Annotated in this window: 22 protein-coding genes; 9 read left to right on the forward strand and 13 right to left on the reverse strand. The window is 75.6% G+C overall.

The window, feature by feature from the left end:
• Positions 1–12: 12 nt before the first annotated feature.
• The 3 genes from K1Y72_RS03080 to K1Y72_RS03090 are packed head-to-tail and all read left to right on the forward strand — an operon-like array spanning position 13 to position 2,167.
• The gene (locus K1Y72_RS03080) at positions 13–432 is read left to right on the forward strand and encodes an NUDIX hydrolase (RefSeq protein ID WP_220163033.1); all 420 of its coding nucleotides are present in this window, start codon (positions 13–15) and stop codon (positions 430–432) included.
• On the forward strand, positions 429–1,067 hold the full coding sequence (pnuC, locus tag K1Y72_RS03085; RefSeq protein WP_220163035.1) for a nicotinamide riboside transporter PnuC: 639 nt from the start codon (positions 429–431) through the stop codon (positions 1,065–1,067). Before K1Y72_RS03080 ends, pnuC begins: the two co-directional genes overlap by 4 nt.
• Positions 1,064–2,167 carry an AAA family ATPase gene (locus K1Y72_RS03090; RefSeq protein ID WP_220163037.1) on the forward strand — a complete coding sequence of 368 codons (1,104 nt, stop codon included), beginning with the start codon at positions 1,064–1,066 and terminating at the stop codon, positions 2,165–2,167. Before pnuC ends, K1Y72_RS03090 begins: the two co-directional genes overlap by 4 nt.
• Here the strand turns inward: K1Y72_RS03090 and K1Y72_RS03095 are convergent.
• Together K1Y72_RS03095 and K1Y72_RS03100 are read right to left on the reverse strand one after the other, a co-directional pair.
• Positions 2,151–3,389, reverse strand: a complete 1,239-nt coding sequence (locus K1Y72_RS03095) for a CPBP family intramembrane glutamic endopeptidase (protein ID WP_220163039.1) — start codon at positions 3,387–3,389, stop codon at positions 2,151–2,153. The genes K1Y72_RS03090 and K1Y72_RS03095 overlap by 17 nt on opposite strands.
• A 56-nt stretch (positions 3,390–3,445) precedes the next feature.
• The gene (locus K1Y72_RS03100; protein ID WP_220163041.1) at positions 3,446–4,387 is read right to left on the reverse strand and encodes an HpcH/HpaI aldolase/citrate lyase family protein; all 942 of its coding nucleotides are present in this window, start codon (positions 4,385–4,387) and stop codon (positions 3,446–3,448) included.
• 39 nt (positions 4,388–4,426) lie between these two features.
• Here K1Y72_RS03100 and K1Y72_RS03105 point away from each other — a divergent pair, with 39 nt between their 5' ends.
• Positions 4,427–4,975 (forward strand): hypothetical protein, encoded by a 549-nt coding sequence (locus K1Y72_RS03105; protein ID WP_220163042.1) that lies wholly within the window; start codon positions 4,427–4,429, stop codon positions 4,973–4,975.
• 15 nt (positions 4,976–4,990) lie between these two features.
• Here K1Y72_RS03105 and K1Y72_RS03110 read toward each other — a convergent pair whose 3' ends face one another.
• Positions 4,991–5,884 carry an RNA polymerase sigma-70 factor gene (locus K1Y72_RS03110; protein ID WP_220163043.1) on the reverse strand — a complete coding sequence of 298 codons (894 nt, stop codon included), beginning with the start codon at positions 5,882–5,884 and terminating at the stop codon, positions 4,991–4,993.
• A 13-nt stretch (positions 5,885–5,897) separates the two neighbouring features.
• A complete protein-coding gene (locus K1Y72_RS03115; RefSeq protein WP_220163044.1) occupies positions 5,898–6,122 on the reverse strand; it encodes a carboxymuconolactone decarboxylase family protein in 225 nt (74 codons plus the stop codon).
• A 130-nt stretch (positions 6,123–6,252) separates the two neighbouring features.
• On the opposite strand from K1Y72_RS03115, the gene K1Y72_RS03120 reads away from it, so the two are divergent.
• Both K1Y72_RS03120 and K1Y72_RS03125 read left to right on the forward strand, forming a co-directional pair.
• Positions 6,253–7,560, forward strand: coding sequence for a magnesium transporter MgtE N-terminal domain-containing protein (locus K1Y72_RS03120; RefSeq protein WP_220163045.1), 1,308 nt, complete (start codon positions 6,253–6,255; stop codon positions 7,558–7,560).
• A complete protein-coding gene (locus K1Y72_RS03125) occupies positions 7,557–8,057 on the forward strand; it encodes a DUF1003 domain-containing protein (protein WP_220163046.1) in 501 nt (166 codons plus the stop codon). The genes K1Y72_RS03120 and K1Y72_RS03125 overlap by 4 nt, the downstream gene beginning before the upstream one ends.
• Before the next feature lie 21 nt (positions 8,058–8,078).
• On the opposite strand, the gene K1Y72_RS03130 is transcribed toward K1Y72_RS03125, so the two are convergent.
• A complete protein-coding gene (locus tag K1Y72_RS03130; RefSeq protein ID WP_308286858.1) occupies positions 8,079–8,546 on the reverse strand; it encodes a MarR family winged helix-turn-helix transcriptional regulator in 468 nt (155 codons plus the stop codon).
• Between the two features lie 274 nt (positions 8,547–8,820).
• Between K1Y72_RS03130 and K1Y72_RS03135 the strand changes: the two genes are divergently transcribed.
• On the forward strand, positions 8,821–9,963 hold the full coding sequence (locus K1Y72_RS03135) for an Mrp/NBP35 family ATP-binding protein (protein ID WP_220163047.1): 1,143 nt from the start codon (positions 8,821–8,823) through the stop codon (positions 9,961–9,963).
• Positions 9,964–10,033: 70 nt separating this feature from the next.
• Here the strand turns inward: K1Y72_RS03135 and K1Y72_RS03140 are convergent, their stop codons facing one another.
• From K1Y72_RS03140 to sigE, 5 genes are all read right to left on the reverse strand, one after another.
• On the reverse strand, positions 10,034–10,387 hold the full coding sequence (locus K1Y72_RS03140; protein ID WP_220163048.1) for a sec-independent translocase: 354 nt from the start codon (positions 10,385–10,387) through the stop codon (positions 10,034–10,036).
• 184 nt (positions 10,388–10,571) lie between these two features.
• The gene (locus K1Y72_RS03145) at positions 10,572–12,404 is read right to left on the reverse strand and encodes a trypsin-like peptidase domain-containing protein (RefSeq protein ID WP_258571865.1); all 1,833 of its coding nucleotides are present in this window, start codon (positions 12,402–12,404) and stop codon (positions 10,572–10,574) included.
• 95 nt (positions 12,405–12,499) lie between these two features.
• Entirely contained in the window at positions 12,500–13,504 is a 1,005-nt protein-coding gene (locus K1Y72_RS03150; RefSeq protein WP_220163049.1) for a sigma-E factor regulatory protein RseB domain-containing protein, read from the reverse strand.
• Positions 13,501–14,085 carry an anti-sigma factor family protein gene (locus K1Y72_RS03155; protein WP_220163051.1) on the reverse strand — a complete coding sequence of 195 codons (585 nt, stop codon included), beginning with the start codon at positions 14,083–14,085 and terminating at the stop codon, positions 13,501–13,503. The genes K1Y72_RS03150 and K1Y72_RS03155 overlap by 4 nt, the downstream gene beginning before the upstream one ends.
• A gap of 57 nt (positions 14,086–14,142) precedes the next feature.
• Positions 14,143–14,757 carry an RNA polymerase sigma factor SigE gene (sigE, locus tag K1Y72_RS03160; RefSeq protein WP_220163053.1) on the reverse strand — a complete coding sequence of 205 codons (615 nt, stop codon included), beginning with the start codon at positions 14,755–14,757 and terminating at the stop codon, positions 14,143–14,145.
• A 231-nt stretch (positions 14,758–14,988) separates the two neighbouring features.
• Here sigE and K1Y72_RS03165 point away from each other — a divergent pair, with 231 nt between their 5' ends.
• Together K1Y72_RS03165 and K1Y72_RS03170 are read left to right on the forward strand one after the other, a co-directional pair.
• Entirely contained in the window at positions 14,989–15,594 is a 606-nt protein-coding gene (locus K1Y72_RS03165; RefSeq protein WP_220163055.1) for an O-methyltransferase, read from the forward strand.
• A 4-nt stretch (positions 15,595–15,598) separates the two neighbouring features.
• Complete coding sequence (locus K1Y72_RS03170) at positions 15,599–16,225, forward strand: hypothetical protein (RefSeq protein WP_308286859.1); 627 nt, start codon at positions 15,599–15,601, stop codon at positions 16,223–16,225.
• Positions 16,226–16,249: 24 nt separating this feature from the next.
• On the opposite strand, the gene K1Y72_RS03175 is transcribed toward K1Y72_RS03170, so the two are convergent.
• Genes K1Y72_RS03175 through K1Y72_RS03185 form a run of 3 tightly spaced genes read right to left on the reverse strand, consistent with a single transcriptional unit; the run spans position 16,250 to position 18,316 of the window.
• Positions 16,250–17,035: an anti-sigma factor gene (locus K1Y72_RS03175; protein ID WP_220163057.1), complete on the reverse strand. Its 786-nt coding sequence runs from the start codon at positions 17,033–17,035 to the stop codon at positions 16,250–16,252.
• Positions 17,032–17,679: a sigma-70 family RNA polymerase sigma factor gene (locus tag K1Y72_RS03180; protein ID WP_220163060.1), complete on the reverse strand. Its 648-nt coding sequence runs from the start codon at positions 17,677–17,679 to the stop codon at positions 17,032–17,034. The genes K1Y72_RS03175 and K1Y72_RS03180 overlap by 4 nt, the downstream gene beginning before the upstream one ends.
• Positions 17,680–17,692: 13 nt before the next feature.
• Positions 17,693–18,316 (reverse strand): fasciclin domain-containing protein, encoded by a 624-nt coding sequence (locus K1Y72_RS03185; protein WP_220163062.1) that lies wholly within the window; start codon positions 18,314–18,316, stop codon positions 17,693–17,695.
• Between the last annotated feature and the right edge of the window lie 24 nt (positions 18,317–18,340).

Raw genomic sequence — 18,340 nt, forward strand, 5'->3', positions numbered from 1 at the left:
CAAAATAGGGTCATGCGGGTGCGATGTGTGGGCGGGATCGTCCGGGACGGCGCGGGCCGGCTGCTGCTGATCGAGCGGGGCACGCCGCCCGCCCGCGGCACCTGGTCGGTGCCCGGCGGGAAGGTCGAGCCGGGCGAGGACGACGCCGCCGCGCTCGTCCGCGAGCTGCGCGAGGAGACCGGCCTGGACGTCGTGCCAGGCCCGCTCGTCGGGACCGTGGAGCGGCCCGGCCCCGGCGGCGTGGTCTTCGAGATCCACGACTACGCGGCGACCGTGGCGGGCGGCGCGCTGCGCGCCGGGGACGACGCCGCCGACGCCCGCTGGGTGCCGCTCGCCGAGGTCGCGGCGCTGCCCACGGCGCCGGGCCTGCTGGCCGCGCTGCGATCATGGGGCGTGCTGCCGGACGCCCGACCCCCCGGAGGACCGCGTTGAGCCTGCACGACCTGCTGGAACCGCTGCTGCGGCCCGTCCCGCACCTCGGGCCCGTCCGGACGAACTGGGCCGAGCTGCTCGGCTTCGCGACCGGCGCCGTCAACGTGGGGATGGTCGTCCGGCAGAACATCTGGAACTGGCCCGTCGGCGCCGCCAACGTCGTCCTGCTCGGCCTGGTCTTCCTCGACGGCGGCCTGTACGCCGACGCGTCGCTGCAGGCCGTCTACCTGGTGCTGCAGGTCTACGGCTGGTGGGTGTGGATGTACGGCGGCCGGGGCCGCGACGAGCTGCCGGTGCGGCGCACGCGCGGCGGCGAGTGGGCCGCGATCGGCGCCGCCGGGATCGCGGCGACCGGCGTCATGTACTGGGTCCTCGCCACCTGGACGGACTCGACCGTCCCGTTCTGGGACGCGCTCACCACGGCGCTGTCGCTGATGGCGACCTACGGGCAGACCCGCAAGCTGCTGGAGTCCTGGTGGCTGTGGATCATCGTGGACCTCGTCTACATCCCGCTGTACGCCTACAAGGACCTGCACCTGACGGCCGTCCTGTACGTGGTGTTCCTCGCGATCTGCGTGGCGGGCCTCCTCGCCTGGCGCCGCGCCGCCCCGGCCCGGACGGCGGCGCCGGCGTGACCCACCGGCACGGCCTGGTGGTCGGCAAGTTCTACCCGCCGCACGCCGGCCACCACCACCTGATCGACACCGCGGCGGCGGCCTGCGCCCGCGTCACCGTGCTGGCCTGCTGGTCCAGCGCGGAGAGCCTGCCGGTGGCGCTGCGCGCGGCCTGGCTGCGCGAGGCGCACCCGCAGCCGCACGTGGAGATCGTCGCGGTGGTCGACGACACCGAGGTCGACTACGCCGACCCGGGCGTGTGGGACGCGCACGAGGCGGCGTTCCGGCACGGCCTGGCACTGCAGGCAGGGCTCGGCGCGGAGCGGCCGCCGGTGGACGCGGTGTTCAGCTCCGAGGAGTACGGGCCCGAGCTGGCCCGCCGCTTCGGCGCCGCGCACGTCCCGGTCGACCCGCCGCGCGGCCGGTTCCCGGTGTCGGGCACCGCCGTGCGCGCCGACCCGGCGGCGAACTGGCGGTGGCTGTCGCCGGCGGTGCGCGGCCACCTGGCCCGCCGCGTCGTGGTCGTCGGCGCCGAGTCCAGCGGGACGACGACGCTGGCGCGCGCGCTCGCCGACCGCTACGCCGCGCGCGGCGGGGTGTGGGAGGCGACCCGCTGGGTGCCCGAGTACGGGCGCACCTACTGCGAGGAGAAGCTCGCCGCGGCCCGCCGCGCCGCCCGCGACCCGGGCCTCTGGCTCGACGACCTGGTCTGGGGCTCCGCCGAGTTCACCACGATCGCCGAGCGGCACCTGGCGATGGAGGACGCCGCCGCGCGCGCCGGGTCGCCCGTCCTGTTCTGCGACACCGACGCGTTCGCGACGATGCTCTGGCACGAGCGGTACCTGGACGCCCCTGCGCCCGACGTCGAGCGGCTGCACGAGCGCGCCCCGCACCACCTGTGGATCCTCACCGACGTCGCGGGCGTCCCGTTCGAGCAGGACGGCTGGCGCGACGGGGAGTCCGTCCGCGGCCGGATGGACGGGCGGTTCCGCGCCGAGCTGGCCCGGCGCGGCCTGCCGCACGTCGCGGTGACCGGCCCGCACGAGGCGCGCCTCGCGGCGGCCGTGGACGCCGTGGACGCGCTGCTCGCCAAGGGCTGGGAGTTCACTCCCCCGCTGTGACCGCCGCCGCCTCCGGGCCGGCCGCCTCCGGGCCGGGCGCCGGCGCGGCCCCCGGCACCACCCGGTCGATCTTGAAGCGGCGCACCAGCCAGACGATCGCGGCGGCGTACAGCAGCATCGGCAGGATGTCGGCCAGCGCGCTCTGCCAGGGCACCGCGCCCTCGTTGATCTCGGTGTCGCCCACGGCCGCCGGGACCAGGAACGCCACCAGGTTGTTGAACACGTGCAGCGCGATGGACGCCTCCAGGCCGCCGCTGCGCACCGTGATCCACGCGGCGACCGCGCCGAACAGGAAGATGTCGAGAATGCCCCAGCCGGTGTAGGTGTGCAGCGACGCGAAGATCGCACTGCCGACGACGATGCCGGGCCAGGGCGAGCGGAACAGCCGCCCGGCGCGGCGCGCCCAGGCGCTCCGGCCGCCCTCCAGGGTGCAGGCGCCGAGGGCCTGCAGCGTCCAGCCGCGGAAGACGTACTCCTCGGCGGCCGCCTGGAACGGCACCCCGACCACGATGATCGCCGCCGAGACGAGGAACGCCGGCCAGCCGATCCAGTGCCCGTCGTCGCCGGTGTCGCCGCCGCCGTCGCCGAACAGGGCGGCGACGCCGATGGAGACGCCGTACGACACGGCGATGAACAGGATCGCGACGCCGCAGCAGCCGAGCAGCCAGCGCCACCGCAGCCGGCCGGCCACCGATGACAGCGTGCCGGGACGCCGGCGCTGCACGCCCCAGGCGACGAGCAGGACGACCGGCAGCGTCAGCGCGATGGCGGCGAGGTTGACCGCCAGGTCGGCGTCGTCGTTCTTGAAGAGCGCGTGCCCGTCCGGCGGATCCCCGGGCAGGTGCCCGGTGGCGACAAGGGCGGCCAGCGCGGCGACGATGATCACGGCCAGCGGCACGAGGAGCATCATCGCGGCCGCCACCGCGGCCGACCCGACGAGCGGCCGCCACCAGCGGTGCGCGGCCGTCCGCGCCACCTGGTGGAAGGGGCGGCCCGGCTCGGCCTCCGCGATCCACGGGCCGCGCGGCGCGGGCTGCGGCCAGCCGCCGGGGCCGTAGGGCTGCGGCGGGTACGGCCCGTACGGCGGCTGCGGCTGCTGCCAGCCCTGCGGCTGCGGCGGCTGCCCGTACGGCTGCCCGTACGGCGGCGGCGCCTGCCGCTCGGGCTGCGGCGGCGGACCGCCGGGCGCGGCCCAACCTCCGTTGTCCGGCGTTTCAGACATCGTCGCTCCCCCGGGACGGCTCTACAGGTGTGTCACGCATCGTAGGGGCCCGGCGTTCACTCCTCCGGCGGCGTGAACGTCCCGGTCCGCTCCAGCCCCGCCGCGCGGCCCTTGGCGGCGATGACGAGCGCCATCTTGCGGGACGCCTCGTCGATCATCTCGTCGCCGAGCATCGCCGCGCCGCGCCCCTGCACCGACGTGGCGTGCTCGTAGGCGTCGAGGACGAGCTCGGCGCGGTCGTAGTCCTCCTGCGCGGGCGAGAACACCGCGTTGCCCGCCTCCACCTGCGCCGGGTGCAGCACCCACTTGCCGTCGAACCCGAGCGCCGCCGACCGCTCGGCGACCCGGCGGAACGCCTCGACGTCGCGGACGTTGAAGTACGGGCCGTCGATCGCCTGGAGGTCGTGCGCCCGCGCCGCCAGCAGGATCCGCATGAGGATGTAGTGGTAGGCGTCGCCCTCGGTGTAGCCGGGCGGCTGCTCCCCGACGACGAGGGTCCGCATGTTGATGGACGCCATGAAGTCGCCCGGTCCGAACACCAGCGTCTCCAGGCGCGGCGACGACGCGGCGATGGCGTCGATGTTCGTCATGCCGCGGGCGTCCTCGATCTGCGCCTCGATGCCGATGCGGCCCGGCTCGAACCCCATCGCGCGCTCGATCTGGGTGAGCAGCCGGTCCAGCCACTGGACGTGCGAGGGGTCCCGCACCTTCGGCAGCATGACGCAGTCCAGGTTGGCGCCCGCGCCCTCCACGACCTCGATCACGTCGCGGTAGGCGAACGGGGTGTCCAGGTCGTTGACCCGCACGACGCGGACCTTGCCCGTCCAGTCGCCCTCGTTCAGCGCCCGCACGACCGAGCCCCGCGCCGCCTCCTTCGCCGAGGGCGCGACGGCGTCCTCCAGGTCCAGGAAGATCTCGTCGGCGGGCAGGCCCTGCGCCTTCTCGATGAAGCGCGGGTTGCTGCCGGGCACGGCCAGGGTCGTCCGTCGCGATCGCATGCGCCGGATGCTACCGAGGGGTGTGAAAGGCTGAGCGGCATGGGTGAGGCGAACACCGAGCAGGCGAGCGGGGAGACCGGCGGCGCCGCCGCGCTGGTGGAGGAGGCGGCCAAGAAGTCCGGGCTGCTCTGGCTGGCGCTGCCGGACCTGCCGCAGCCCCGCGCGGCCTGGCACGTCTGGCACGACGGCTCGGCGTACGTGCTGACCGGCGGCGACGGCGAGCAGCCGCTGCCCGGCCTGCCCGAGGCCGGCCGCGTCACCGTGACCGTGCGCAGCAAGGACAAGGGCGGCCGCCTGGTGACGTTCGAGGCGGCCTGCGCGCCCGTCGAGCCCGGCTCGGAGCTGTGGGACGAGGTCGCGCCGCTGGTCGCCAAGGACCGGCTGAACGCCGCGTCCCACGAAGGGCAGCTGGAGCGCTGGGCGGAGCACTCCTGGATCGTCCGCCTCACCCCGGACGGCGCCCCGGCCGAGGCCCCCGGCTCCTACGACGCCGGGTACGCCTCGGTGCGGCCGGTGCCGACGCCCGCCACGACGGCCGGGCCGCGGCCGCGGATGTTCGGCGCCAAGCGCCGCCGCGCCGACCGCTGACCGCCGGCCGCCCGCTCAGAGCGGCAGGACGGTCCCGCGCGCGACGGCCCGCAGCTTGTCGGGGTTGGCGACCAGGTGGATCGCGGTGGCGCGCCCCGCGCCGTCCAGCTCGACGCTGATCGCGGTGATCGGCCCGTCCGGCCCGTCGAAGACGAGGCCCGGCGCGCCGTTCAGGTCGACCAGGCGGAGCCGCCGCTGCTCGGGCTCCACGCCCGCGTAGGAGGTGTCGCGGACGGCCTCCAGCCAGCGCGCGACCTTGTCCGCGCCCTGGATGGTGCGGAGCGCCGCGCGGACCTTGCCGCCGCCGTCGGTCCACAGCGTCACGTCGGGCGCGAGCGCCTCCATCAGGTCGTTGATGTCGCCGCCGAGCGCGGCCGTCAGGAACCGCTCGGTGGCGGCCCGCCGCTCCCCCTCCGCCGCGGCGAAGCGGGGGCGGCGGGCCTGCACGTGCTTGCGCGCCCGGGCGCCGAGCTGGCGGACCGACGCCTCGCTGCGGTCCAGCGCCGCGGCGATCTCGGCGTGCGGGAACCCGAAGACCTCGCGCAGCACGAACACCGCGCGCTCCAGCGGGCTCAGCGTCTCCAGCACCACCAGCATCGCCATCGACACCGACTCGGCGAGCTCGCTGCCCTCGGCCGCGTCCGGCACCGTCAGCATCGGCTCGGGCAGCCACGGCCCGACGTAGGTCTCGCGGCGGACCCGCGCCGACTTCAGCCGGTCCAGCGCGACGTTGGTGACGATCCGCACCAGGTAAGCCTTCGGCTCGGCCACGTCCGCGCGGTCGGCCGCCGACCAGCGCAGCCAGGCGTCCTGGACGGCGTCCTCGGCGTCGGCGGCGGTGCCGAGGATCCGGTAGGCCACCGAGAACAGCAGCCCGCGGTGCGCGCCGAACGCCCCTGCGTCGTCCATGCCCGCGACCCTCTCACGCCCCCGCCGGGATCTCGCAGCGGTCCCGGAAGCCCTGCCCGGCCAGCCCGGCGGCGGCGTTGAACCGCGACCGCAGGTTCTCGACCGCGACCAGGAACATCAGCTCGACGAGCTGCCGCTCGTCCAGGAAACCGCGGAGCGCGGCGGTCAGCTCGTCGGTGACCGCGGCGAGCAGGCGGTACAGCGGCGTGCGGGGCGGGTCGAGGGAGATGCGGGCCATGGCGGCGTCTCCTTCCCAGCGCCCCGGGGCGAGGCGCCGTCGCCAGGAGGACGAGGCGGGGGCCGCGGATGTGACACGCGGCGCGGCGCCCGCCCCGGATGACCTCGAAGATCATGGGTACGCTCAGCGCATGAGCGCAGGTGCGACGCGGGTGTTCATCGCCCGGCTGGCCGGGGTCGCGGTGTTCGACCCGGCCGGCGACCAGGTGGGGCGGCTCCGCGACGTCGTCGTCGCGCTCCGCCTCGGGGCGCGGCCGCCGCGCGTCCTCGGCCTGGTCGTGGAGGTCGGCCCGCGCCGCCCGGTGTTCCTGCCGATCACCCGGGTCACGGTGATCGAGGCCGACGCGGTGATCTTCAACGGGCGGCTCAACATGCGCCGCTTCCAGCAGCGCGAGTCCGAGACGCTCGTCATCGCCGAGATGCTGGACCGCACCGTGCGGCTCCGCGGGTCCGGCGACCCGGTGTCGGTGGTGGACGTGTCGATGGAGCCGACCCGCACCCGCGACTGGCTGGTCGGCAAGATCGCGGTGCGCCGCACCACCGGCCGGGGCCTCCGGCGCCGCCGCGGCGAGTCGATGGTGGTCGACTGGGACGCCGTCGAGGGCTTCTCGGCGATCGAGCACGGGCAGGGCGCCGCCGGGCTGATCGCGGCGTTCGAGAAGATGAAGCCCGCCGACCTCGCCAACATCGTGCACGAGCTGCCCGCCAAGCGCCGCACCGAGGTCGCCGCCGCCCTCGACGACGAGCGCCTCGCCGACGTCCTGGAGGAGCTGCCCGAGGACGACCAGGTGGAGATCCTCGGCAAGCTGGAGGACGAGCGCGCCGCCGACGTCCTGGAGGCGATGGGCCCCGACGACGCCGCCGACCTGCTCGGCGAGCTGCCGGACGAGCAGCGCGAGGCGCTGCTCACCCTGATGGAGCCGCGCGAGGCCGCGCCCGTCCGCCGCCTGCTCACCTACGACGACGAGTCGGCGGGCGGCCTCATGACGACCGAGCCCGTCGTCGTCCCCCCGGACGCGACGGTCGCCGAGGCCCTCGCCCAGATCCGCAACCCCGACCTGAACCCCGCGCTCGCCGCGCAGGTCTACGTGTGCCGGCCGCCGACCGAGACCCCGACGGGCCGGTTCCTCGGCACCGTGCACTTCCAGCGGCTGCTCCGCGAGCCGCCGCCGACGCTGGTGTCGGGCATCGTGGACGGCGAGCTCGACCCGCTGCGGCCCACCATGGACCTCCAGGACGTCGCGACGTTCCTCGCCACCTACAACCTCGTGGCGGGCGCCGTCGTGGACGAGAACGGGCACCTGCTCGGCGCCGTCACCATCGACGACGTCCTGGACCACCTGCTGCCCGAGGACTGGCGCGAGATCGCGATGGACGCCCCGGCCGCGCCCGCGCCCGGCGGCGAAGAGGTCATGCGGCGGATGGGCGGCGCCCGGTGACGAGCCCCCGCGACCGCCTCGACCAGCCCCGCGAGGTCCGCCGCACGCTGCTGCCGCGCCCCTCCTACGACTCCGAGTCGTTCGGCCGCCTGTCCGAGCGCATCGCCCGGTTCCTCGGCACCGCCCGGTTCCTCGTCTACATGACGGTGTTCGTGGCGGTCTGGATCGTCTGGAACCTGGTCGCGCCGGCCGGGATGCGGTTCGACCCCTACCCGTTCATCTTCCTCACCCTGATGCTGTCGCTCCAGGCGTCCTACGCGGCGCCGCTGATCCTGCTCGCGCAGAACCGGCAGGACGACCGCGACCGCGTGCAGTACGAGCAGGACCGCGCCCGCAACGACCGCAGCATCGCCGACACCGAGTACCTCACCCGGGAGATCGCGGGCCTCCGGCTGGCGCTGAACGAGGTCGCCACCCGCGACTTCCTGCGCTCGGAGCTCCAGCAGATGATCAAGGAGCTGGAGGCCAAGGAGCGGCCCCGCGACCCGTTCGCCTGACCCGTGCGGGCGCGGGGCGCGTCAGAGGGCGGCCGGGGCGGGCTCGTCGGCGAGCTTGTCGAGGATCTCGCCGAAGACGCGCAGGTCGGCGTCGTCGAGGCGGCTCAGCACGTACTCGCGGACGCCGTGCTGGTAGGCGGGGGTGGCGGCGTCGAGGCGCTCGCGCCCGGCGGGGGTGAGGACGGCGAACAGGCCGCGCGCGTCGCTCGCGCAGGACTCGCGGTCGACCAGCCCGTCGCGCTGGAGGCGGTCGACCAGGCGGGTGAGGCCGCTCCGCGACAGCAGGACGCGGCCCGCGAGGTCGTTCATCCGCAGCCGCCCGCCCGGCGCCTCGCCGAGGTGCCGCAGCACGTCGTAGGAGCCGAGCGCGAGGTCGTGCTCGGCGAGCAGGTCGGCCTGGAGGCGGCGGGAGATCTGCACCTGGGCGCGGAGCATCGCGCGCCAGACGGTCAGCTCGGCGGTGGAGATCGAGGCGGGCGGGGTCGTCACCCGACGATCGTACGTCCAGGCCGCGACCTGGTGCGATGCCGCTCCCGCCGCAGGCCGCGCGGCCCGGCCGCGGGGCACCGCCAGGCCACCGCCCCGGGCCGGGCCGGTGGCCGGTCGCGGCCACCGGGCAGCGGGCGGGCGGCGCGTGAGACGGGTCACCCGGACCCCGCCGGGGCGCCCGGAGGGGGCCGCCCACCTGCCGCGACGTGCCGGGCGGGCGTGGTTTGGCTCCCGGTGGTAACGGGTAGCCGCCGGAGTTCATACCATGGGGGTCATGGCCCACCAGTTGACGACCGAGCAGGTGTCCGCGGCGCTCGCCACGGTCAACGACCCTGAGATCCGCAAACCCATCACCGAGCTCGACATGGTCAAGAGCGTCGACATCGCGCCGGACGGCACGGTGGCGGTCGGCATCTTCCTGACCGTGGCCGGCTGTCCGATGAAGGACACCCTGACCCGGAACGTCACCGAGGCCGTCGCGAAGCTGCCCGGCGTGACCTCCGTGCGGGTCGAGCTGGACGTGATGAACGAGGAGCAGCGCAAGGCGCTGCAGACCAAGCTCCGCGGCGGCGAGGCCGTCAAGGAGATCCCGTTCGCCCGGCCGAACTCCCTCACCAAGGTCTACGCGGTCGCCAGCGGCAAGGGCGGCGTCGGCAAGTCGTCGGTCACCGTGAACCTCGCCGCCGCGCTCGCCGCGCAGGGCCGCAAGGTGGGCGTCGTCGACGCCGACATCTACGGCCACTCGGTGCCGCGGATGCTCGGCGTGGAGCACCCGCCGACCAAGGTCGAGGACATGATCCTGCCGCCGACCGCGCACGACGTGAAGGTCATCTCGGTCGGCATGTTCACCGCCGGGAACCAGCCGGTCGTCTGGCGCGGCCCGATGCTGCACCGCGCGCTCCAGCAGTTCCTCGCCGACGTCTACTGGGGCGACCTGGACATCCTGCTGATGGACCTGCCGCCGGGCACCGGCGACATCGCGATCTCGGTGGCGCAGCTCCTGCCGTCCGCCGAGATCCTCGTCGTCACCACCCCGCAGCAGGCCGCCGCCGAGGTGGCCGAGCGGGCCGGCGCGATCGCCGCGCAGACCCACCAGCAGGTCGTCGGCGTCATCGAGAACATGTCCTACCTGACGTGCCCGCACTGCGGCGAGCGCCAGGACGTCTTCGGCACCGGCGGCGGCGAGGCGGTGTCGGCCGCGCTCACCCGGACGCTCGGCACGCAGGTGCCGCTGCTCGGCCAGGTGCCGCTCGACCCGCGCCTCCGCGAGGGCGGCGACAACGGCACGCCGCTGGTGCTCGCCGACCCCGACGCCGAGGCCGCCAAGGAGCTCCGCACCATCGCCGACAAGATCGGCGGCCGGTCCCGCGGCCTCGCCGGCATGTCCCTCGGCATCGCCCCCAAGGGCCGCCTGTAGCCCTGCCGCGCATGCGGAAGGCCCCGCACCGGACGTCCGGTGCGGGGCCTTCCGCATGCTGGGAGGGGGCTCAGGTCGCCTCGTTGTCGTAGGGGGGCCGCGCGCCGTAGTCGAGGCCGCCCGGGGACGAGGCGTAGGACGCCGCGCCGTCGTACAGGGAGCCGTTGTAGCCGGTGGCGACGGGGGCGTCGTCGTCCAGCAGGTGCTTGCGGACGAACGTCTTGGGGTTGAGGTCGGCGATGTCGAAGTCCTTGAACTCCGGGCCGAGGTTCTCCTGAAGGTCGGCCTTGGCGCTGTTGGCCATCTGGCGGAGCTGGCGGAGCGCCCGCCCGGCCTGCCCCGCCGCCTGGGGCAGCTTGTCCCCGAAGATCAGCAGGGCCAGCACGACGAGTACCGCCATCTCGCCGATTCCGACGTCGAACAACGCGTCCTCCACACGGGCAGGTGACCGGCCCCGACGGGTCGGGTGGGCCCAGGATATCCCTCGCGACAACCGGATCCGATCCCCCATACCGGACGATCCGGCGGCGTCCGGCCGGGACGTGACCGGCGGGTGGCGGGCGGCCGAACCGCCCCCCACCCGCCGGTGACGCCGGGTCCTGCCGGGGTCAGGCCGAGCCGAGCGTCACCTCGACGGTGGCCTCCCTGCCGTTCCGCTGGTAGGTGATCTTCATCTTGTCGCCGGGGGCCTTGCTGCGGATCTGCGCGATGAGGTCCGAGGCGTCCTCGATCGGCTGGTCGTTCACCTTGGTGATCAGGTCGCCGGGCTTCAGGCCGGCCTTGTCGGCCGGGCCGCCCTTGGTGACCGGGTCCTGGCCCTGCACGGCCTGGCTCAGGATCTTCGCGCCGCCCTGGGAGTTCGGGTCGGGCAGCACGCCGAGCCGGGCCTGCCGGACCGTGCCGGACTTGATGATCTCGTTGGCGACGCGCTGCGCCTGGTTGATCGGGATGGCGAAGCCGAGGCCGATCGAGCCGCTCTCGCTCTCCTGGCCGCCGAAGCCCTGGCCGCTGTTCAGGGTGGCGATGGCGGTGTTGATGCCGATCACCTGGCCCTTGCCGTTCACCAGCGGGCCGCCGGAGTTGCCGGGGTTGATCGCGGCGTCGGTCTGGATGGCGTTGAGGTAGGCGCCGTCCGCGCCGTTCTCGCCCTGCGTCGGCACGGCGCGGTTCAGCGCCGACACGATGCCGGTCGTCACCGAGCCCTGGAGGCCGAGCGGCGAGCCGATCGCGATCACCGGGTCGCCAACGGCGATCTTGGCGGAGTCGCCCGCGGTGAGCGCCGGCATCGAGTGCGAGCCGGTCGGCTTCAGCACCGCGATGTCCGAGCTCGGGTCGGTGCCGCGGATGGTCGCCGGCAGCGTCTTCTTGTCGTTGAAGACGATCTCGATCTGGCCGCCGTTGGCGCCCATCGACGCCACGTGGTTGTTGGTGACGATGTAGCCGCCGTTCACGATGAAGCCGGTGCCGGCGCCCTCGCCCTGGCCGCTGCGGACCCGGATCATGACGACGCTCGGCAGCACCTTCTGCGCGACGCCGGCGACCGAGTCCGGCGGGCGGCTCTGCACCGTGCCGCCGCCGCTGTCGGAGCCGCTGACGAGCCCGCCGGGCCCGCCGTCGTCGTCGGCGGCCATCACGCCGATGCCCGCGCCGACGCCGCCCGCGACGAGCGCGACGAGCAGCGCCATCACCGCGAGCAGCCCGAACCCGGGGCCGCTCCGCGAGGACGGCGGCGGCGCCGGGACCGGCGCCCAGTTCGGGCCGGACGGCGGCTGCCCGTACCCCTGCATGGGGCGCGGCCCGCCGGGCGGCGGCGCCCCGGGCCCGCCGGGGCCGGGCGCGCCGGGCGGCGGGGGCTGCGGGGACCGCTGCTGCGGCCAGCCGTAGGGGTTGCCGCCGCGCGGGTCGTGCGGCTGGTCGTGCGGGACGAACCCGGGCCGCGGGCGCCCGTCCTCGGCGGGCGGGACGCCCTGCGCCGCGGCGTAGGCGGCGGCGCGGTCGTCCTGCGGGTAGGGCTGCGGCGCGTACTGCTGCGGCCCCTGGTTCTGCGGGGCGTGGCTCTGCGGCCCCTGGTTCTGCGGCGCGTACTCCTGCTGCCCGTACTCCTGCTGCCCGTACTGCGGCTGCTCCGGGGTCGCGGCGGCCGGCCGCCCGGCCGGCCCGTCGGGCGGGGCGAAGCCGGCCACCAGCCGGTCGCCCTCCTCGGCGGACCCGGCGGGCGCCTTCCCGAGGTCGACCCCGCCCGCGCCACCGGGCGCGTCGTCGACGGCGTCGTCGGACGGCTCGGGCCGCCGCAGCACCTCGATGTCCTGGTCGACCATCGTCGGCTGGGGACCGCCGGCCGCCGCCGGGACGTCCCGGCGCGACTCGCCCGCGGTCCCGGGGGCCCGGTCGTCGCCCGGCTCCCCCGGCTCCCGTTCCGGCCCGCGGCTGTCTTCCGTCATCCCCATCTCCTACCGAGCATGGTCGTCTGATCCAACGCCGCTCACTCTGCCCTGCCGGGCATGTGGCGGACGTAAGACCGGTCCGCGCGGACCGGTCAGTCGAACGGGTTGATCCAGGAGCCTAGCCTGCGCATCCCGCGCCCCATCCGGGACCGCAGCGGGGACCGCTCGTGCGGCAGCGCGACGGCGACCGCCTCGGCGGTGGACTCCGGCTCCTCGGTCAGCACCGTGTAGACGAACCCGTCGCCGCTCGCCACCGCCCAGTGCCGGGCCGCCTCGCGGCTGTAGACGGGGCCGCCGGGCCCGGCGGCGCGGTCCCAGCCGCGGACGCCGCGCGGGTCCAGGGCGCCGCGCTGCACGAACACCGACACCGCGGCGAGCCCGTCGGAGTAGCTGAGGTGGACGACCGGGCCGCTCCGGCGGGCGTCGTAGAGGCTGAGGCGGCCGGGCAGGGCGGCGGGCAGCGGCCAGCCGCGCGCGCGCAGCCCGGCGAGCTCGCCGGGGTCCAGCACGTCGGCCCAGGCGGCGACGGCGGGCGCCGGGGCGGGCTCGGCCTCGGCCTCGGTGGTGTAGGCGGCCTTGCCGGGGCCGGGCCGGTCGATCCGCACCTCGGTGAAGCCGCTGGTGACGACGGGGCGGCCGCGGGCGTCGATCAGCTCGCGGTACAGCATCAGGCCCGTCTCGACGTCCAGCCAGAACCGGCCCGCCGTGGACCCGTTGGCGCGGCGCGCCTCCACGACGTGCGCGGTGCGCCCGCACACCGCCGAGTCGGCGGCGCGCACGAGGGTGTAGTTGCGGGTGAGCAGGCCGAGCGTGTCGGGCGGCCCCGCCGCCGTCCCGGGGGTGTGCGCGACGACGCTCTCGGTGGTGCGGGGCACGGTGGAGCCCCACGTGGTGACCGCCCGCCGTCCCCGGTAGGGGACGTGCCGGGCGGCGCCGGCGGCGTTGCGGAGCAGCGCGACGGCCTCGGGGTCGCTGGCGCGGACCCGCCGCGCCGCGCGGGCGTCGCCGGTGAGCGCCGCCACCGCGACGGCGCAGACGACCACGCCCGTGACCAGCGTCACCGGCCGGGCGTGGCAGGGGCCGGGCAGGGCGGTCACGGCTCCGGGGAGAACGGGACGGCGGTCCGGACGGTGCTCGGGTCGGTGAGCGGGTCGGTCATCGGGGTGTCGCCGGTGACCACGGCGTGCTCGACCGCGAACCGCTGGAAGGCCGGGCTCACCGTCTGCTGGTCCTGGCGGCCGCCGGCGGCGTAGGCGCCGGTGCCGAGGCCGAGGACGAGGGTGGCGGCGCCGACCGCGATGGCGCGGCGGCGCACCGCGCGCGGCAGCACGGCGGTGCCGCCGGGGCCGGTGCGGGCGGCGGGCCGGTTGTCGTGGGGCCGGGCCGCGGCGGGGCGGGACTGCCGGGACCGGCGCGGCGCCTGCCGCGGCGGCGCGGGCGGCTCGGGGGGACCGAGGGCGTGCAGCCGGGCCATCAGGTCGGGGGACGGCCGGTCGCCGTCGGGGTCGCTCGGGGGCGCCGCGGCGAGGCCGCGCAGGCGGCCCTTCAGGCGGCGCAGCTCGTCGGCCTCGGCCCGGCAGCCGGCGCAGGCGGCGAGGTGGGCGAGCGCGGCCTCGCGCTCCTCATGATCCAGCTCACCGTCGACCAGCGCGGTCAGACGTTCCCCCAGACAACTCACGCGGTTCCCCAGTCCTTCACTTTCCTCACGCGCGGGCGAAGATACCCGTTCGGGCGGTCACGCGCCTTCCGGCTCGGCGGCGCGCCGGCCCGGCGCGCGGTGCTCCAGGGCGGCGCGCAGCTGCGCGCGGCCCCGGTGGATGCGGCTGCGCACGGTGCCGAGCTTCACGCCCAGCGTCGCCGAGATCTCCTCGTAGGACAGGCCCTCGATGTCGCAGAGGACGACCGCCGCCCGGTACTCGGGGGCGAGCGCGTCCAGCGCGGCCTGCACGTCGGCGTCGAAGTTGCGCTCGTCGAACGCCTGCGCCGGGGTCGGTTCGCGGCCCTGGAGGCGCTCGGCGGCGTCGTCGGCCAGCCCCTCGAAGCGGATGCGCTGCTTGCGGCGCGCCCCGTCGAGGAACAGGTTCGTGGTGATGCGGTGCAGCCAGCCCTCGAAGGTGCCCGGCGTGTAGTTCGACAGCGAGCGGAACACCCGGACGAAGACCTCCTGCGTGAGGTCCTCGGCGTCGTGCTGGTTGCCCGTCAGCCGGTAGGCCAGGCGGTAGACGCGGGCCGAGTGCTGCTGGACGACCTCGTCCCACGACGGCGGGGCCCAGTCCGCCTCGGGGGCGTTCTCCCGCCCGGAGGCGCGGGCCGATGCGGCGCCCTTGAACGTCAGTGCTGCCACTCCCATGGTGCCGGGGCTTCCTTCCTGATGAGCGGTGCTGTCGTCATGGAACGACACGGTCGCGCCTGGGCTGGGGCTCGACCCGCCCACCCGGCGAGGGGTGGACGCCATCGTTCGTTTGAACGCGCGGTAACTCCAGATGGTTCCCCGTCAGCGATATGGTCTTTGCAGCATGAGCCAGGCGGGGGTTCCCCGAGGAGGCAAGCCATCGACGCCATTCAGGCCACCCTGGCCTACGTGGAGGAATTCCTCCCCGAAGACGAACCGCTCCTTGACGCCCGGCGTTGGGGAGAGGATGTCGGCGCCGCGCCGATCGGGCCGGCGGGCGGCGCCGCCCTGCGCTTCCTCGCCACGCTGATCGGCGCCCGGACCGTCGTGGAGATCGGCACCGGCTGCGGGGTCTCGGGCATCTGGCTGCTGCGCGGCATGGCCCGCGACGCGGTGCTGACGAGCGTGGACGTCGACCACGAGAACCAGCGCGTCGCCAAGGCCGCCTACCGCGAGGCCGGGCTCGGCGCGTCCCGCACCCGCATGATCGTCGGGCGGGCGCTGGAGGTGCTGCCGCGGCTCACCGACGGCGCCTACGACATGGTGTTCTGCGACGCGGTCAAGACCGAGTACCCCGAGTACCTGACCGCCGCGCTCCGGCTGCTCCGCCCCGGCGGCGTGGTGGCGTTCGACAACGCCCTGTGGGGCGACCGGGTCGCCGACCCGGCCTGCACCGACGCCGAGACCGAGGCGATCCGCGAGGTCGGCCGGATGGTGCGCGACGACGAGCGCCTCGTCCCGCTAATGCTGCCCGTCGGCGACGGGCTGCTCTGCGCGGTGAAGCGCGAGGCGTGATCCGGTGACTCGGGCGGCACCCCCCGCGCCGCTGCCGGTCCGCGCCCGCCCCACCTGGCGGGCCGCCGGGCAGCTCCTGGCCTGCGTGCTCCTGGTCCTGGCGTCGGCCGGTTTCGTGGCGGGCGGCCTGCTCGGCGACGCCGGCGTCGGCGGCGCCGCCTTCCTCGCGCTCGGCGCCGTCGGCCTCGTCCTGTTCGGCGCGGGGACGCTGCTGTCGGCGGGGGCGCTGCTCGCCCGCCGGCCCGTCCTCGTCCTGGAGGAGGGCGGGGTGCGGCGCCCGGCCCGCTGGCCGCTGCCGCGCCGCGCCGACCGGTTCCTGCCGTGGGACGAGGTGCACTCCCTGGCCGCGCTGCGGCGCGGCGTGGAGGGCAGGCGGCGCGGCGAGCAGGAGCACCTGGTGTTCCTGCGGTCGGCGGAGCTGACCGAGCTGGCCCGCACCGCCGACCGCCCCATGCTGGTCGCGCTGACGCTGAGCGACATCCCGCCGTCGGCGGGGCTCCCGGCCGGCGCGGGCCGCGCCCACGAGTGGTGCGTCCTCGTGCAGCCGGGCTGGGACGTGACGCTGCCCGAGCTGGTCAAGCAGATCCGGGCGCGGCGGCCCCTGCCCGTGGTGGACCGCCGCTCCCGCTGACCCCGCTCCCGCTCCCGCCGGCCGTCAGGCGGGCAGCCCCACCGCGAAGATCGGCCGGGTGGTCGGGGCGGGCGACCCGCCCGCCGGCTCCACCGTGATGCCGACCTGGGTGGCCTCGCCGACGCCGGTGACGAGCACCGGCGCGGACGCGGTCGCCATCGTCCCGGCCGGCCGCGGGTCGCCCTCGCCCATGAGCCAGAGCTCGTAGGTGCGGGCCGCGGGCGCCGCCGCCAGCCCCGACATGATCACCACGGCCCGGCCCTGGGCCCGCGACACCACGACGGTGCCGCGGCCGCCGCTCGTGACGGTGTCCGTCACGGCCCGCGCGTCGGGGGCGGCGAGCACCCCGTTGACGCGGTCGGCGTCGGCCTGGAGCCGCGCCGCCTGCGCCTCGGCGCGGTCGGCGCGCTGCTCGGCGCGGTAGGCGGCGGCGCCGGAGACGGCGGCGACCGCCACGCAGGCGGCCGCGGCGGCGCCGAGCAGCGCCGTCCCGACGCGCCGGCGGCGGGCGCGGCGGCCGCGCGCGGCCGCGAGCTCGTCCCGTTCCTCCGCCGCTTCGGCGGTGACGTGCGGCGGCACCTGCCGGGTCTGCGCGATCTCGGCGAGGACGCGCGCCCGCATCGCCTCGGGCGCGGGCCGCGCGGCGGCCGTCCCGAGGCGCGCCGCGGTCTCCCGCAGGCCCCGCACCTCCTCGGCGCAGGTGTCGCACTCGCCGAGATGGGCCTCGAACTCGGCCCGCTCGGCGGGGTCCAGCGCGTCCAGCGCGTAGGCCCCCGCCAGGGTGTGCACCGTCTGCGATGCGTGCGTCATCGGTTCACCCCCAAGCAGTCGCGCATCCTGATCAGCCCGTCCCGCATCCTGGTCTTCACGGTGCCGAGCGAGCAGGCCAGCAGCTCGGCCACCTCACGGTAGGTGTACCCGCCGTAGTAGGCGAGCGTCACCGACTCGCGCTGCAGCTCGGTGAGGCCGCCGAGGCACCGCCGGACCCGCTCGGCCTCCAGCCGCGCCTCGACCTGCTCGGTCACCTCGTCGAAGGCGGGCCCGTCCGGCCGGTGCGCCCGCTCCTCGCGGTCGGTGGCGGCCTGCGCCGACCGGACCCGGTCGACGGCGCGGCGGTGGGCGATCGTCATGGCCCAGGCCATGGCGCCGCCCCGGGCGGGGTCGAACCGCGACGCGGTGCGCCACAGCTCGACCAGCACCTCCTGGGCGACCTCCTCGGACTGCGCGGGGTCGCGCAGGACCCGCACGACGAGGCCGTACACCGGGCCGGACACCTCGTCGTAGAGCTCGGCGAAGGCGTCCTCGTCGCCCTTGGCGACGCGGCCGACGAGCCGGGCGAGGGCGTCCGGCGGGCGGCCGGCGCGGCCGCGCGGGTCGCGCCGGTGAGGAGCGGGCACCACGCGCAGCCCGTCCCCCGTCCCGTCCGCGCCCTCTCCGGGCGCTGTGCCTGCCATCGGTCCCGTCCGCCTACTTCGGCATCAGGACGGTGTCGATGATGTACACCGTCGCGTTGCGGGTCTGGACGTTGCCGCACACCACGTTCGCGGTGTCGTTGACCTTGTAGGAGGTGCCGGATCCCATGGTGGTGACCGTGCCCCCCTGGAGCGACTTGAAGCTGCCGTTGTCCAGGGCCGCCGGGGCCTGCTTCCCGGGCACCACGTGGTAGGTGAGGATGTCGGTCAGCTTCTTCTTGTCGGCGAGCACCGCGTCCAGCGTCTTCTTCGGGATCTTGGCGAAGGCGTCGTTGGTGGGCGCGAACACCGTGAGGGCCGGCGCGGAGTTCAGGGTGTCCACGAGGCCGGCCTTCTTCACCGCGGTGACCAGGGTGGACAGCGCGGGGTTGTTGGAGGCGGCGGTGGCGACCGGGTCCTCGGCCATGCCGGCGAAGCTGCCCTTGCCGGACGAGGGCACCGACGAGCAGGCCGGGCCGAACGGCTGCGAGGCCGCCGGGGAGCCGCTCATCGAGGACGCCGCCGAGCTCGCCTTGCCCGCGACCGCGTTGGAGGTCTTGTCGTCGCCGCTCCCGCAGCCGACGAGGCCGAAGGCGAGTCCGGCGGTCAGCGCGGCGGTGCCGATGATGCGAGCGTTCATGATCGTTCTCCTTCTCCGTTGGTC

This window comes from Actinomadura parmotrematis (assembly GCF_019458805.1).
Lineage (GTDB): Bacteria > Actinomycetota > Actinomycetes > Streptosporangiales > Streptosporangiaceae > Spirillospora > Spirillospora parmotrematis.

Bases quoted from the DNA above. Each gene is read 5' to 3' on its own strand.
- K1Y72_RS03100 (WP_220163041.1), bottom strand. From the start codon at position 4,387: ATGCGATCGCGACGGACGACCCTGGCCGTGCCCGGCAGCAACCCGCGC.
- K1Y72_RS03175 (WP_220163057.1), bottom strand. From the start codon at position 17,035: ATGACGCACGCATCGCAGACGGTGCACACCCTGGCGGGGGCCTACGCG.
- K1Y72_RS03115 (WP_220163044.1), bottom strand. From the start codon at position 6,122: ATGGCCCGCATCTCCCTCGACCCGCCCCGCACGCCGCTGTACCGCCTG.
- K1Y72_RS03145 (WP_258571865.1), bottom strand. From the start codon at position 12,404: ATGACGGAAGACAGCCGCGGGCCGGAACGGGAGCCGGGGGAGCCGGGC.
- K1Y72_RS03135 (WP_220163047.1), top strand. From the start codon at position 8,821: ATGGCCCACCAGTTGACGACCGAGCAGGTGTCCGCGGCGCTCGCCACG.
- K1Y72_RS03180 (WP_220163060.1), bottom strand. From the start codon at position 17,679: ATGGCAGGCACAGCGCCCGGAGAGGGCGCGGACGGGACGGGGGACGGG.
- K1Y72_RS03095 (WP_220163039.1), bottom strand. From the start codon at position 3,389: ATGTCTGAAACGCCGGACAACGGAGGTTGGGCCGCGCCCGGCGGTCCG.
- K1Y72_RS03120 (WP_220163045.1), top strand. From the start codon at position 6,253: ATGAGCGCAGGTGCGACGCGGGTGTTCATCGCCCGGCTGGCCGGGGTC.
- K1Y72_RS03080 (WP_220163033.1), top strand. From the start codon at position 13: ATGCGGGTGCGATGTGTGGGCGGGATCGTCCGGGACGGCGCGGGCCGG.
- K1Y72_RS03105 (WP_220163042.1), top strand. From the start codon at position 4,427: ATGGGTGAGGCGAACACCGAGCAGGCGAGCGGGGAGACCGGCGGCGCC.
- sigE (WP_220163053.1), bottom strand. From the start codon at position 14,757: ATGGGAGTGGCAGCACTGACGTTCAAGGGCGCCGCATCGGCCCGCGCC.
- K1Y72_RS03185 (WP_220163062.1), bottom strand. From the start codon at position 18,316: ATGAACGCTCGCATCATCGGCACCGCCGCGCTGACCGCCGGACTCGCC.
- K1Y72_RS03110 (WP_220163043.1), bottom strand. From the start codon at position 5,884: ATGGACGACGCAGGGGCGTTCGGCGCGCACCGCGGGCTGCTGTTCTCG.